Genomic DNA, 14,410 nt, shown 5'->3' on the forward strand with positions numbered 1-14,410 from the left:
CGTGCAGGGTTGGTGTTGGTATTGCCGGGGCGATCAGTTCGCCTCTAGAAGAGGATCGAGCGCGCGTACGTGCTCGACCTGCCAGCCAAGCGGAACCACGTCACCGACGGCGAGCGCAGGATCGAGCTCGGCAATCGGCTGTTTCACGAAGAAGTCGGTCTTGCCGCAGACTTCCAGGCGCACCCGGACGTGGTCGCCCAGATAGATGAATTCCGCCACCCTCCCTGAGAAGCGGTTAACGCATTGATCGCTCGAACCGTTGAGGCTGACGCGCTCCGGACGGATCGACAAAGTCACCGGTTCGCCGGTCTGGCCGACATTAACCGCCAGCGCCTCGACCTTTTCGCCACGACCCAACTCGACCACGCAACGCTCGCCGCTCTGGCTGAGCAGGCGACCGTTGAGGCGGTTGTTCTCGCCGATGAAGTTGGCGACAAAGGTGTTTTTCGGTTCTTCATAAAGGGTTCGCGGTGGGGCGATCTGCTGGATTTCGCCTTGATGGAACACCGCGACGCGGTCGGACATGGTCAGCGCTTCACCCTGATCGTGGGTCACGTAGACCACGGTCACGCCGAGGCGCTGGTGCAGGTGTTTGATTTCCATCTGCATGTGTTCACGCAGTTGTTTGTCGAGGGCGCCGAGCGGTTCATCCATCAGCACCAGTTGCGGTTCGAACACCAGCGCACGGGCCAAGGCCACGCGTTGCTGTTGACCGCCGGACAGTTGCGCCGGATAGCGCGAAGCGAACGCATCGAGCTGAACCATGCTGAGGACTTTCTTCACCCGGTCACTCACATCGCTTTTGTTCAGGCCACGCACGGTCAGCGGGAACGCCAGGTTTTCCGCCACGGTCATGTGCGGAAACAGTGCGTAGTTCTGGAACACCATGCCGATGTCGCGCTTGTGCGGCGGCACATTGTTGATCGAGCGCCCGGCCAGCAAAATCTCGCCGGCGGTCGGTGTTTCGAAACCGGCGAGCATCATCAGGCTGGTGGTCTTGCCGGAACCGGACGGCCCGAGCAGGGTGAGGAATTCGCCTTTGCGGATGTCCAGGTTGAGGTCTTTGACGATCAGGTTCTCGCCGTCGTAGCTCTTTTGCACTCCACGAAAGCTGACCAGCACATCACTGGCCCCTGCGTTTGTATCGACCTGGCTCATACCCACACCTTTGTTGTTGATGACTGCTTGTGGATTAAGCCTAGTGGTTGCTGACAGGCACGCAAATCGGGGCGCAGGAGAGAATCGCCTCAGCCGGATGGAAGGTTGGGGGTAGGGATTGCCCTACAAGGATGGCGCTAATGGATACGGCAACTGCGACGCCGAGCTGCAAGCCGCAAGAACAAGCAAAAGCCCCTGTCGCTCACAGATATGCCCACACGGTCTACTGTAGGAGCTGCCGAAGGCTGCGATCTTTTGACTTTATAAACAGCAGGATCAAAAGATCGCAGCCTTCGGAAACTCCTACAGGGGGCGGGTTTAGAGGAGTTTGTGTTCCATCGCGTATTTGACCAGTTCGGCCAGCGAGGTGATGTTGAGCTTCTGCATCAGCCGCGCCTTGTGGGTGCTGATGGTTTTGCTGCTCAGCGCCAGTTGCTGGGCGATGTCGTTGACGTTGGCGCCTTGAGCCAGGCGCTCGAACACCGAGAATTCGCGTTCGGACAGCAGCGAGTGCAGCGGCCGCGCATCGGTCAGGCCGACTTCGAAGACCATACGATCGGCCAGATCCGGATCGATATAGCGCCCACCCGCCGCGACTTTGCGAATGGCGGTGAGCAACAGCGCCGGATCACTGTCCTTGGTCGCATACCCGGCCGCGCCGACTTTTAATGCTCGCGCAGCCATCTGCGCTTCGTCGTGCATCGACAGCACCAGAATCGCCGGCGGATTGTTCAACGCGCGAATCCGCGGGATCGCTTCAAGTCCGTTGACGCCGGGCATAGAGATATCGAGCAGCACCACCTCGCACGGTACGCTGCGCAGGGTTTCGAGCAGTTGCTCGCCATTGCTCGCCTCGCCCACCACTTGCAGATCCTTGGCCAGGCCGATCAATTGTTTGATGCCTTCACGGACGATGGTGTGGTCTTCAGCTACCAGTACACGGATCACTTGCCTCTCCTCGATATTTGGATTGACGCTAAAAGATCGCAGCCTGCGGCAGCTCCTACATTGAACGCATTCCCCTGTAGGAACTGCCGAAGGCTGCGATCTTTTAGCGATCCAGCGGCACCCACACTTTAAGACTGGTGCCCTCCCCCGGTTCACTCTCCAGCACCAGCCGCCCGCCCATGATCAGCACCCGCTCACGCATGCCCACCAGCCCAAACGAAGTCGGCCGACCGGCAGCGGCGACAAATCCTACGCCATCATCACTGACAGTCAGACATAACTCGTCGCCTTCCAGCACCAGCGTCAGTTCCACAGTATGCGCCTGGGCATGACGCATCACATTGGTCAGCGCCTCCTGCAAAATCCGAAACAACCCTATCGCCTTGGCATCGCTCAGCGCCGGCAGATTGTCCGGCACCTGCACCAGACACGGAATCTGCGTACGCGCTTCAAATCGCCGTGCCTGCCATTCGATCGCCGAGGCAATCCCGGCATCGAGAATTGGCGGTCGCAGCGCCGTCGCCACATCGCGAACCAGCTGAAACAACTGAGCGATCAGGCGTTTCATACTGTTCAGCCGTTCGTTCAGACCGGGATCAAGTTGCGCGTAGGCCAGTTCGCACATCGATGTTTCCAGTTTCAGCACCGTCAACATCTGCCCCAGTTCATCGTGAACCTCACGAGCAATGCGCGCCTTCTCTTCTTCGCGCACGCTCTCAAGGTGCGCCGACAGTTCGCGCAGTTGCTCGCGCGATGCCGCCAGCTCCAGTTCGATACGCTTGCTCTCGGTGATGTCCCAGACGATGCCGTCCCACACGTAGGCGCCATCCTCCAGTTGCCGGGTGATCGCCTTGATCTCGGCCCAGCGCTGCTCGCCCTGACGCGTGAGGATTCGGCCCTGCCATGACCAGTCGCTGTCGGTGTCCAGCGCCTGATCCTGAGTGCGGTGGTAACTGGCTTTGTCATCCGGATGCACCAGACTGCGCAGGCCCATGTTGCGATGAGCGATAACGGCCGGTGCGTAGCCGACCAGACTTTCACTGCCCTCACTGATGTAGGCAAAGTCGATCTGCCCAGTCACTGGCGCCCGCTCCAGACGGAACACCAGCCCCGGCACGTTGGCGGCGATACCTTGCAGACGCGCCTCGCTTTCCTGCAAAGCCGCCAAAGCGCGACGGCGGTCGGTGACGTCGGTGAGGTACACCACCAGATATTCACTGTCGCGAAAACGCAGGAAACTCAGCGACACGTCCGCAGGCAAAACACTGCCGTCGGCGCGCACGCAACTGGTTTCGAAACTCAGCGGCCCTTCTTCGCTGGCCCGCGCGCGCTTCCACAGGTTGAGCCAGCGATCCATGTGCAGTCCCGGCTCGAAGTCGATCAGCGGTCGCTCGATCAATCCGCCTGAGGGATAACCGAGCATGACTTCCGCCGCGCGATTGGCGTAGCGCACATGGCTGTCCCAGTTGACCCAGAGTATGCCGACGGTGCTTTGATCGATGGAGAACTGCGTCAACCGCAGCGCCTCTTCACTGGCCGCGCGCAAGGCAATATCTTCCCGGGCGGCCAGCAGTCGCTGTTCGAGGCTGTGCTGTTGGCGGCGCTGCCAGAACACGATCGCGACACAACTGAGCAGCATCACCGCGAACAACAGGCTGAGGTTCTGCCAGAACCCCGGCGACTCCGACAGTCGTGGATATTTCGGTTGCAGCCATTGATTGTGCAGTTGCTCGAGATCCTTGGCCGGGATCGCGCGCAGCGCACTTTGCACGATGCCGGCCAACTCTGGCCAATCGCGTCGCGAGCCGATTCGCAGCAGTTGCGGCAGGCCTATATCGCCAACTACCAACAGGTCCGAGAACTCCGGCTCTACCGACAAGCGTCCGAGTTGCGCCTCATCGACCACGGCGTAGGCGGCCTGCTGACTCAACAGCAACTGCAAGGCCTGACGCTCTAGCGGCACGCCTTGCAGGTTCAGATGCGGATAGTTGCCGCGCAGATAGTCGGCGGTGGTACTGGGCATGCGCACAGCGACACGGACGTGGCTATCGAGTTTCTCCAGATCGACTACGCCACTGGACTTCTGATCGCTGACCACCAATTGCGGCACGCGCATATAGGGATCGGAAAATTGCCACAGACGCAGGGCACTCGGAGTTTGGCTCAGGCCCGGAGCGATATCGATCTCGCCCTCGCGCACGGCGGTTTCCAGTTGCGCGAGATCCTGAAAATTGCGCCAGCTCAGTTCGACATTGAGCGCCTTGGCCAACAGCTTCATCAGTTCGACGTTGGCCCCGGACAGTCGCTGCAAGCGCCGGTCATATTGCGCATAAGGGGCTTGCAACACCAGACCGACGCGCAATTCATTGTGCTGTGCCAGCCACTGCTGCTGGCCCGCCGACAATTGCGCAACGTGGGCCGGGGGCGCAGGCGCCGCCCAGCCCATCAAGGGAAAGCACAAACAGCCGATAACCCACAGGCAGCAAAATCGCTTCATTGAAGTCTCATACACTGACAAATTCTGACCAACCCATTAGGCTGCCGGGATACTTTCTGGCCTGGAATAACCGATGCCCTCTGTCTACCGCCTGGCAATGCCAGCATTGTGCCTGTCGCTGATCCTGCCTTGTGCGTTTTCCGTCAACGCCGCCGACCCTGCCCCTGCGGCGGAAAAACCGGCAGAAGAAAAACCGGCCGAACGCCAGCCACTGCTTGAGCGTAGTCAGGAAGAGGCCGCCGCACTGGAACGTAAAGTCCCGGCGCAAGAACAACAACAGTTGCAGGCTGGCAGCGACACCTTTCTCGCCCTGTGGAAACCGGCCAACACCGCCGAGCCCAAAGGCGCGGTGATCATCATCCCTGGCGCCGGCGAAACCGCCGACTGGCCGCAGGCAATCGGCCCGTTGCGGCGCAAACTGCCGGATGCAAAATGGAGCAGCCTGAGTATCACTCTGCCCGACCTGCAAAGCGACGCCATCGCACCGCGCGTGGTTGAAGCGCCGGTTGCGCCGAAAGCACCGGAGTCGGGTAGCAAGGACTCCACCACCGCGCAGCCAATTGAACAAGCCGCTGGCGGTGAAGCCGAAGTGGCGGATCAAGTGGTCGCCGAAACCACAGAAGAGCAATCCAAGGCTGACGCCGAACGCATCTTCGCGCGCATCGACGCCGCGATTGCCTATGCCGAACAGCAGAGTGCGCGCAGCATTGTCGTGCTCGGGCACGGCACCGGTGCCTATTGGGCCGCGCGCTACTTGAGCGAAAAACAAACTTCGCAGGTCGAAAAGTTCATCATGGTTGATGTGCAGACACCAACCAAAGCCAAACCGGTGCTGGTAGAGCTGACGCCGACGCTGAAATTGCCGACGGTGGATATTTTCTACATGGACAAGCCGCTGGAGCGCAATGCGGCGCTGGAGCGTATGCAGGCGAGCAAGCGCTTGAAGACCTCGGCGTTCAGCCAGGTCGCGCTCAAGGCGCTGCCGGATAACAAGGCCGAACAGGAACAGTTGTTCCGCCGAGTGCGTGGCTGGCTGAGTCCACAGAACACAGACTGACCGAATAAGACCGAGTCGCCTTCATTCGCGAGCAAGCTCGCTCCCACACTTGATCGAGTTCCCTGAGTTGGAATGCGATCGAATGTGGGAGCGAGCTTGCTCGCGAAGGAGCCATCACAGGCAACACAGCTTTAACGGTTAGCGAAAATCCCGCCGCTCACGAATCAACGTGTAGGCATTGTGCAGCTCGCGGGTTTTATCGGTCGCTTCACGCACCTGCGCTGGGGTCGCCCCCGTCCCGGCAATCTTGTCCGGATGATGACGACTGAGCAGACGCCGATAGGCTCGCTTGATCTGCGCCGGCTCGCTGGACGCCGACACGCCCAATAAACGCATCGCCTCCTGATAACTTACCGCAGCGCTGACGATCGGTCGTTTGCCCGGCTCGTAATCATTGGCCAGCGCCTGAACCTGATGCGTCGTCCAGCCCAGCCATTTGCCCCACTGCGCCAACAATTCACGCTCGCTGACGCCCGCGCGACCATCGGCCCAGACCATCCGCCAACACGCCCGCAACACACCTTCGGCCGCGTGGGGTTGTCCGCTCAGGCGCCGCAAATAGCCGCGCAGATTGTCATTTTCCGACTTGCCACGGTTGAACGCAGCAATCGCCCGACGCGTCGCCGGCTCGCTCATTTCCAGCGCACGCATTTCATTGCGCGCCTGCTGGATATGCCCGTCCGTGACCCGACCGTCACTCTTGGCCAGACGCCCGAGCAACACAAACAACAGTTCGTCGTTGCGCAGCATCGGCCGACCGCCGAGCTTTTCCCGCAAGTGTCCCCAGCTCTGCAAGTGCAAGCGCCGATCCAGCGCTTGCCCCAACAATGCCCCAAGCATGGCCCCCGGAATGCTGGCAATTGCAAAACCCGCTCCGGCTCCAATCAGAGTCCCTGGCCACAACATGTCAGCGACTCGCTTCTATCAATGCTTCAGCTTCGGCCAGACGCTCGTGCGTGCCGACATCCACCCAGTGACCTTTCAGGCGTTCGCCGGTGACTTCGCCTTTCGCCATGGCTTTGCGCAACAACGGCGCCAGTTTGAAAGCGCCGTCCGCACAGCCGTCGAACAGCTGCGGATGGAGTACGGCGATGCCGCTGTAAGTCCGGGTCGCGGCGTCGGCTTGGCCATCGATTACCCGACCATCGACCAGGGAAAAGTCGCCAGTCGGGTGATGCGCCGGATTGTCCGCCAGCACCAGATGTGCGAGTCCGTTGATCGGCTGATGCAACACGCTGAAGTCGTAATCGGTCCAGATATCACCGTTCACCACCAGGAAGGCGTCATCGCCGAGCAACGGCAGTGCACGGAAAATCCCGCCGCCGGTTTCCAGCGGCTCGCCTTCCGGCGAATACTGAATGCTCACGCCAAATTGCGAACCGTCGCCCAGGTAATCTTCGATCTGCTGACCGAGCCAGGCGTGATTGATCACAATCTCGTTGAACCCAGCAGCCGCGAGCGCGCGCAGGTGATATTCGATCAGGGGAACACCGCCGGCACGCACCAGTGGTTTCGGCGTGGTCAGGGTCAGCGGGCGCATACGCTCGCCTTTGCCTGCAGCCAGAATCATTGCCTTCATGCTGATGCTCCACCCCGCAGGCTGGTGAACAGCGCTTGCAGCTCCGCCAATTCAGGACGACGCGCAATCACCGCCTCTATATAAGAGAAGAAACGCGGTACGTCGGCCAGATAACGCGGTTTGCCATCACGATGACAAATACGCGCGAAGATGCCGATGACTTTCAGGTGGCGTTGCACGCCCATCAGGTCGCTGGCACGCAGGAAGTCTTCGAAGTCCGGCTGCACCGGGATGTTCAGCGCCGAGGCTTGTTGCCAGTAGCTTTGCAGCCAGCCGCGCACACGCTCTTCAGGCCAACTGAGGAAGGCATCCTTGAACAGGCAAGTCACGTCGTAGGTCACCGGGCCGTAGACCGCATCCTGGAAATCCAGTACGCCGGGGTTCGGCTCGCTGAGCATCAGGTTGCGTGGCATGTAGTCGCGGTGCACCAGTACTTTGGGCTGCGCGAGTGCGCTGTCGATCAGCAGATCGCTGACCTGTTGCCATTGTTGTTGCTGGGTCGAATCGAATTCGACGCCGAGCTCATGCTTGACGTACCACTCAGGGAACAGTTCCAGCTCCCGACGCAGCAAGGCAACGTCGTAACTTGGCAACGGCGCGACCATCGGCAATTGCTGAAAAGCCAAAAGCGCTTGCAGGGCATCACTGAATAATGCGTCGGCATTTTCGCCGTCGATCACGTCGAGATAGGTCTTGTTGCCCAGGTCATTGAGCAAAAGAAATCCGCGCTCGAGGTCCTCGGCATAAATTTTCGGCACATTTATTCCGGATTTCGCCAGCAAAAAAGCGATATCCACGAACGGTTTGCAGTTTTCCTGGGGTGGCGGCGCGTCCATCACGACGAAGCTGCGCCCCTCGCCTTCCCAGCGGAAGTAACGGCGGAAACTCGCGTCGCTGCTGGCCGCAGTCAACGTGGCCGGGGGCACGGAGCCCCAGCCCTGATCTGCAAACAGGATTGCCAACTGCTCATCGAGCCAAACTTTCAGGTGTTGCAAGCGTACATCTTGGTCAGGCATTGCAAGGGTCTCCGACGGCGCTAGCCGTCAAGCGGGTCATGCTTTATTATCCAGCATCTTTTTCAGACCATCGAGAGGCGTGCGGCCCACACCGCGGGCAGATGGCACGCAGGAAGCCCGGACTAATAAGATGGCATTGAAATCCCCCGCGTTTCGTAAAAAATTTCCGTTGTTGGTAACCGGCAGTCTGCTGGCTATGCAACCTCTGGCCAGTCAATTCGTTGTTGCCGCCGAGCAGTATGACTGCTCCGTCTCGGCTTCGGGTGGTTGGGCCTGTGCGCCCAAATCAACCGCTGCTGCGTTGCCGCCGCGCCCGGTGCATGACGGCAGTGCCGTCAGCGCTACCGGCGAAGCGGCGACCGAGAACGGTTCGGCTGCCGACACAGCGCCTAAAACGGCGCTGGTCACCGAAGCCAAGGGCCGCGGTCTGAAATCCCGTAGCGAAGACTTCAGTCACCTCGACTGGGTTCCGCGCGAGAAGCTCACCGCCGCCCAATTGGCCGAGACCGGACCTTACTGCTCTGGTGCCTATATCGAACCGATTCGTCCTGGCATGAATGACAAGACGAATAAAAGCGATGCTCCGACCTTTATCGGCGCAAAAGCCTCGCGCTATAACACCGATGACCAAGTCGGTACGCTGGCCGGCGATGTCGTCCTGCGTCAGGGCAGCATGCAGGTCGAGTCCGACGAGGCCAGCCTGTATCAGGCCGAGAGCCGCGCCGAACTCAATGGCGATGTGCGTATCCGCGACAACGGCGCGCTGATCGTTGGCGACCATGCCGACGTGCAGCTCGACACCGGTGAAGCCAAAGTCGACAACGCCGAATACGTGATGCACAAATCGCGTATCCGCGGCAACGCTCTGTACGCCAAGCGTGCCGAGAACGCGATCATCCGTCTGAAGGACGGCACGTACACCACGTGCGAACCGAACAGCAACGCCTGGCAGCTCAAGGGCAACAACATCACCTTGAACCCGGCCACCGGTTTCGGTACCGCGACCAACGTGACGCTGCGCGTAAAAGACATTCCGATTCTGTACACGCCGTACATCTACTTCCCGATCGACGACCGTCGTCAGTCGGGTTTCCTGCCGCCGACCATTGGCAGCGGCAGCGACACCGGCTTCATGCTGGTTACACCGTACTACTTCAACCTGGCACCGAACTACGACGCCACGTTGTACCCGCGTTACATGAGCAAGCGTGGCATGTTGGTGGAGGGTGAGTTCCGTTACCTGACCAAGTCGAGTGAAGGTCAGTTTGGTGCGGCGTACCTCAATGACGAGGACGATGATCGCAAAGGCCAAACCGACTACGATAAAACCCGCTACATGTATAACTGGCAGCACAAGGGCGGTCTCGACTCTCGCGTGTTCACCGAGGTTGATTACACCAAGATCAGCGATCCGTATTACTTCCAGGATCTGCAAACCGATCAGATTGGTGTGAAAAGCAGCGACTACGTGAACCAGCAGGGCGCGATCACCTACCGTGGTGACAGCTATACCGCGCGCCTGAATGCTCAGCAGTACCAGCTGGCGACTGTTTCCAACATCACCCCGTATGGTCGCCTGCCGCAGATCACCTTCAATGGTCAGCTGCCGTACCACCCGGAAGGTTTGAACTTCGATTACGAGACCGAGCTTGTTCGGTTTGATCGTGATTTGAAAACCGGCAACTTTGTTAACGAAGATGGCACTGTTGATCGCCGTCTCGACAACAATGTCCAAGGACTCGACCGCGCGAACGGCGATCGGTTGAACCTTAAGCCGGGTGTCAGCCTGCCGATGAACTGGACTTATGGCTTCCTGAAGCCATCGCTGAAGTATCAGTACACTCAGTATCAGTTGGACCTGGACGGTACTGGTAAATCGCAGATTGTCACGCAGCAAAACGCAGCAGCTGCAGCCGGCACTGATTACGTCGGCGGCAAGTTCGACAGCAACCAGAACCGTGGTGTACCGATTGCCAGCATCGACAGCGGTTTGTACTTCGACCGCAACACACAGTTCTTCGGCAAAAACTATCGTCAAACCCTAGAACCACGCCTGTTCTACCTTTATGTTCCCGAGGTGGATCAAGAAGACATTCCAGTATTTGACACCAGCGAATACACCTTCAACTACGCCTCGCTGTTCCGCGACAACCGCTTCTCTGGCTCCGACCGTGTCGGCGACGAGAACAAACTGTCGCTGGGCGTAACCAGCCGCTGGATCGAAGATGATGGCTTCGAACGCCAACGCATCAGTGTTGGTCAGGCTCTGTACTTCAAGGACCGTGAAGTTCAACTGCCTGGCATCGCATTCAAGGATCGTGATGACGCGAAATCCAACGTCTCGCCTTATGCACTGGAATACGAATACCGCTGGAACCGCGATTGGCGTACCACGGCCGACTACAACTGGGATCCAGACAGCCGCAGCCCGCGTTCCGGCAGTGCGATGTTCCACTACCAGCCTGAAGACAACCCGAACAAGGTCATCAACGCCGGCTATCGCTATCGCAATGACCAGGTCCGCTACGACCAGAACACCGGTAAGTGGTCGGTGGGTGGTGGTGACTACGGCACTCCTGGCCAGCCTGGTTACGTGAAGGACTACTACAAGATCGAGCAGCATGACTTCTCGGTCATCTGGCCGATCGTTCCGCAGTGGAACGCGATCAGCCGCTGGCAGTACGACTACAACCGTAACCGTACCCTGGAAGCGTTCGGTGGTTTCGAGTACGACAACTGCTGCTGGAAACTGCGCCTGATCAACCGTTACTGGGTTTCCTATGACGAGTTCAGTCAGAACGCCCCGGAAAACGAAAAAGGCGACCATGGCATCTTCCTCCAAATTGTTCTGAAGGGACTCGGCGGCCTCACCGGCGCCAAGGTAGAGAGCTTCCTCGACAAAGGCATTCAAGGTTATCGTGAACGTGAAGACCAAGCTTTCTGATTGTCTGCGCCCGCTGATGCTGGGCGCGCTGTTCCTGGGTACTGCGGCTAACGCCGCAGTCCAATCCATCGATAAAGTGGTAGCGATTGTCGACAACGACGTGGTCATGCAGAGCCAACTGGACCAGCGCGTCCACGAAGTGCAGCAGACCATCGCCAAGCGTGGTGGCGGCTTGCCGCCTCCTGGTGTACTGGATCAACAGGTGCTTGAGCGCCTGATCGTCGAAAACCTGCAACTGCAGATCGGCGAACGCTCCGGCATCCGCATCACCGACGAAGAGCTGAACCAGGCAGTCGGCACCATTGCCCAGCGCAACAACATGACGGTTGAGCAATTCCGTGCCGCCCTGGCTCGCGACGGTCTGAACTATGACGACGCCCGTGATCAGATCAAGCGCGAAATGATCATCAGCCGTGTACGTCAGCGTCGTGTGGCAGAACGCATTCAGGTCTCCGAGCAGGAAGTGAAGAACTTCCTCGCCTCCGACCTGGGCAAAATGCAACTGTCCGAAGAACTGCATTTGGCCAACATCCTGATCCCGACGCCGGAAAGCGCCAACTCTGATGCAATTCAGAGTGCTGCCCGTCAGGCCATGGAGGTTTACCAGCAACTCAAGCAAGGCGCCGACTTCGGTCAGATGGCCGTTGCCAAGTCCGGCAGCGACAACGCTCTGGAAGGCGGCGACATGGGCTGGCGTAAAGCCGCGCAACTGCCACCGCCGTTCGACCGCGAGTTGAGCAGCATGGCCGTCGGCGACATCACGCAACCTGCCCGCACGCCGGGTGGTTTCATCATCCTCAAGCTGCTGGCAAAACGTGGTGGCGAAGCGCAGATGCGCGACGAAGTGCATGTTCGTCACATTCTGGTGAAGCCAAGCCCGATTCGTGATGAAGCGAAGACCAAGGCGCTGGTTCAATCTTTGTATGAACGCATCGTCGCCGGTGAAGACTTCGCCACTCTGGCGAAAAGCTACTCCGAAGACCCGGGCTCGGCGCTTAACGGCGGCGACCTGAACTGGATCGACCCGAACGCATTGGTACCGGAATTCCGCGAAGTGATGGCCAAGACCCCACAAGGTCAGCTGTCCAAGCCGTTCCAGACCCAATACGGCTGGCACGTTCTGGAAGTCCTTGGCCGCCGCGCTACCGACAGCACCGAACAAGCCCGCGAGCAGCAAGCCATGACCGTACTGCGTAACCGCAAATACGACGAAGAGCTGCAAACCTGGCTGCGTCAGATCCGTGACGAAGCGTACGTAGAGATCAAACTCCCTGGTGCAGACCAGGCAGCGCAGTGAAACCCCAGCGTTTCGCGCTGACACCCGGCGAACCAGCCGGCATCGGTCCCGACCTGTGCCTGCTGCTCGCCTCGCAAGCCCAGCCACATCCCCTGATTGCCATCACCAGCCGCGACCTGCTCAAAGAGCGGGCCGCGCAGTTGGGGCTGGCCGTCACTTTGCTGGATGTTGCGCCTGGCATCTGGCCGGATGCTCCTGCACCCGCAGGCAGCCTGTATGTCTGGGACACACCACTCAGCGCTCCCGTGGTTGCCGGGCAACTGGACAAAGCCAACGCCGCATTCGTCCTCGAGACCTTGACCCGCGCCGGCAATGGCTGCCTGAAGGGTGATTTCGCCGGAATGATCACCGCACCTGTGCACAAAGGCGTGATCAACGAGTCCGGCATCGCCTTTTCCGGGCACACGGAATTTCTCGCTGACCTGACCCACACCGCCCAAGTGGTGATGATGCTCGCCACCCGCGGTTTGCGCGTGGCACTGGTCACCACTCACCTGCCCCTGCGCGAGATTGCCGACGCAATCACACCCGAACGGCTGGAGCGCGTGACACGGATCCTGCACAGCGACCTGCAAAATAAATTCGGCATCGCCCGCCCGCGCATCCTGGTTTGCGGACTCAACCCGCACGCCGGTGAAGGCGGACACCTGGGCCATGAAGAAATCGACATCATTGAACCGACATTAGAGCGCCTGCGCGGCGAGGGCATGGACCTTCGTGGCCCGCTGCCTGCCGACACTCTGTTTACCCCCAAATATCTGGAGCACTGCGACGCAGTGCTGGCGATGTACCACGACCAGGGTTTGCCTGTGCTTAAGTACAAAGGCTTCGGCGCTGCCGTCAACGTGACCCTTGGTCTGCCGATCATCCGCACGTCGGTCGATCACGGCACCGCCCTGGATCTGGCCGGCAGCGGCAAGATCGATACCGGCAGCCTGCAAGTCGCCCTGGAAACCGCCTACCAGATGGCCGAGACCCGTTTATGACCGAGCAATACCAACACAAGGCGCGCAAACGCTTTGGCCAGAACTTCCTGCACGATGCCGGCGTCATCGACCGCATCCTGCGCTCCATCAGCGCCAAGTCCGAAGATCGCCTGCTGGAAATCGGCCCGGGCCAGGGCGCACTGACCGCCGGCCTGCTCAACTCCGGCGCACAACTCGACGTAGTGGAACTGGACAAGGATCTGATCCCGATCCTCAACCAGCAGTTTGCCGGCAAGAGCAACTTCAACCTGCATCAGGGCGATGCACTGAAGTTCGACTTCAACACGCTCAACGCTGCGCCAAACAGCCTGCGTGTGGTTGGCAACCTGCCGTACAACATCTCCACGCCGCTGATTTTTCACCTGCTGAACAATGCCGGCATCATTCGCGACATGCACTTCATGCTGCAGAAAGAAGTGGTCGAGCGTCTGGCTGCAGGCCCGGGTGGTGGTGACTGGGGTCGTCTGTCGATCATGGTTCAGTACCACTGCCGCGTAGAACATCTGTTCAACGTGGGTCCCGGCGCGTTCAACCCGCCGCCGAAGGTCGACTCGGCCATCGTCCGCTTGGTGCCGCACGCCGTACTGCCGCACCCGGCCAAGGATCACAAGCTGCTGGAGCGCGTGGTGCGCGAAGCGTTCAACCAACGCCGCAAGACCTTGCGCAACACCCTCAAGCAATTGCTCAGCAATGCCGAGATCGAAGCCGCCGGCGTCGATGGCAGCTTGCGTCCGGAGCAACTGGATCTGGCCGCGTTCGTACGTCTGGCCGACCAGCTCGCCATACAAGTCCCGGCCTCCCCCGCCGCCGACTGACAAACGATGAACGCTATCGGGCAGGACGCCACTCTGGTTTACTGCCCGATACTTGCCTAGACTGATTCCCCATCAGCTACGCCCCGCGTTCCGCTTCGTTTAAGGCCTCTTGC

At 59.7% G+C, this 14,410-nt stretch carries 11 protein-coding genes; 5 read left to right on the plus strand and 6 right to left on the minus strand.

The window, feature by feature from the left end:
• Window positions 1-33: 33 nt before the first annotated feature.
• From PspR84_RS26345 to PspR84_RS26355, 3 genes are all read right to left on the minus strand, one after another.
• Window positions 34-1,158, minus strand: a complete 1,125-nt coding sequence (locus PspR84_RS26345) for an ABC transporter ATP-binding protein (protein ID WP_038363353.1) — start codon at window positions 1,156-1,158, stop codon at window positions 34-36.
• Window positions 1,159-1,476: 318 nt separating this feature from the next.
• Window positions 1,477-2,106 (minus strand): response regulator transcription factor, encoded by a 630-nt coding sequence (locus PspR84_RS26350; protein WP_116028308.1) that lies wholly within the window; start codon window positions 2,104-2,106, stop codon window positions 1,477-1,479.
• Between the two features lie 103 nt (window positions 2,107-2,209).
• Entirely contained in the window at window positions 2,210-4,603 is a 2,394-nt protein-coding gene (locus tag PspR84_RS26355) for a transporter substrate-binding domain-containing protein (RefSeq protein ID WP_160059642.1), read from the minus strand.
• Window positions 4,604-4,676: 73 nt separating this feature from the next.
• Here PspR84_RS26355 and PspR84_RS26360 point away from each other — a divergent pair, with 73 nt between their 5' ends.
• A complete protein-coding gene (locus PspR84_RS26360; protein WP_160059643.1) occupies window positions 4,677-5,660 on the plus strand; it encodes an alpha/beta hydrolase family protein in 984 nt (327 codons plus the stop codon).
• A gap of 138 nt (window positions 5,661-5,798) precedes the next feature.
• Here the strand turns inward: PspR84_RS26360 and PspR84_RS26365 are convergent, their stop codons facing one another.
• From PspR84_RS26365 to PspR84_RS26375, 3 genes are read right to left on the minus strand one after another with little or no spacing between them, the layout of a single operon-like run.
• Window positions 5,799-6,566 (minus strand): TerB family tellurite resistance protein, encoded by a 768-nt coding sequence (locus tag PspR84_RS26365; RefSeq protein ID WP_160059644.1) that lies wholly within the window; start codon window positions 6,564-6,566, stop codon window positions 5,799-5,801.
• Window position 6,567: 1 nt separating this feature from the next.
• Window positions 6,568-7,239, minus strand: coding sequence for an N-acetylmuramate alpha-1-phosphate uridylyltransferase MurU (gene murU, locus PspR84_RS26370; RefSeq protein WP_160059645.1), 672 nt, complete (start codon window positions 7,237-7,239; stop codon window positions 6,568-6,570).
• Window positions 7,236-8,255, minus strand: a complete 1,020-nt coding sequence (locus PspR84_RS26375) for a phosphotransferase (protein WP_160059646.1) — start codon at window positions 8,253-8,255, stop codon at window positions 7,236-7,238. The genes murU and PspR84_RS26375 overlap by 4 nt, the downstream gene beginning before the upstream one ends.
• Before the next feature lie 130 nt (window positions 8,256-8,385).
• On the opposite strand from PspR84_RS26375, the gene PspR84_RS26380 reads away from it, so the two are divergent.
• Genes PspR84_RS26380 through rsmA form a run of 4 tightly spaced genes read left to right on the plus strand, consistent with a single transcriptional unit; the run spans window position 8,386 to window position 14,297 of the window.
• Window positions 8,386-11,199 (plus strand): LPS-assembly protein LptD, encoded by a 2,814-nt coding sequence (locus PspR84_RS26380; RefSeq protein ID WP_160059647.1) that lies wholly within the window; start codon window positions 8,386-8,388, stop codon window positions 11,197-11,199.
• A complete protein-coding gene (surA, locus tag PspR84_RS26385) occupies window positions 11,174-12,496 on the plus strand; it encodes a peptidylprolyl isomerase SurA (protein ID WP_174244485.1) in 1,323 nt (440 codons plus the stop codon). Before PspR84_RS26380 ends, surA begins: the two co-directional genes overlap by 26 nt.
• Window positions 12,493-13,482, plus strand: coding sequence for a 4-hydroxythreonine-4-phosphate dehydrogenase PdxA (pdxA, locus tag PspR84_RS26390; protein WP_160059649.1), 990 nt, complete (start codon window positions 12,493-12,495; stop codon window positions 13,480-13,482). The genes surA and pdxA overlap by 4 nt, the downstream gene beginning before the upstream one ends.
• Complete coding sequence (gene rsmA / locus PspR84_RS26395; RefSeq protein WP_102900136.1) at window positions 13,479-14,297, plus strand: 16S rRNA (adenine(1518)-N(6)/adenine(1519)-N(6))-dimethyltransferase RsmA; 819 nt, start codon at window positions 13,479-13,481, stop codon at window positions 14,295-14,297. The genes pdxA and rsmA overlap by 4 nt, the downstream gene beginning before the upstream one ends.
• Window positions 14,298-14,410 lie beyond the last annotated feature (113 nt).

The organism is Pseudomonas sp. R84, from assembly GCF_009834515.1.
In the GTDB taxonomy this organism is placed as follows: Bacteria; Pseudomonadota; Gammaproteobacteria; order Pseudomonadales; family Pseudomonadaceae; genus Aquipseudomonas.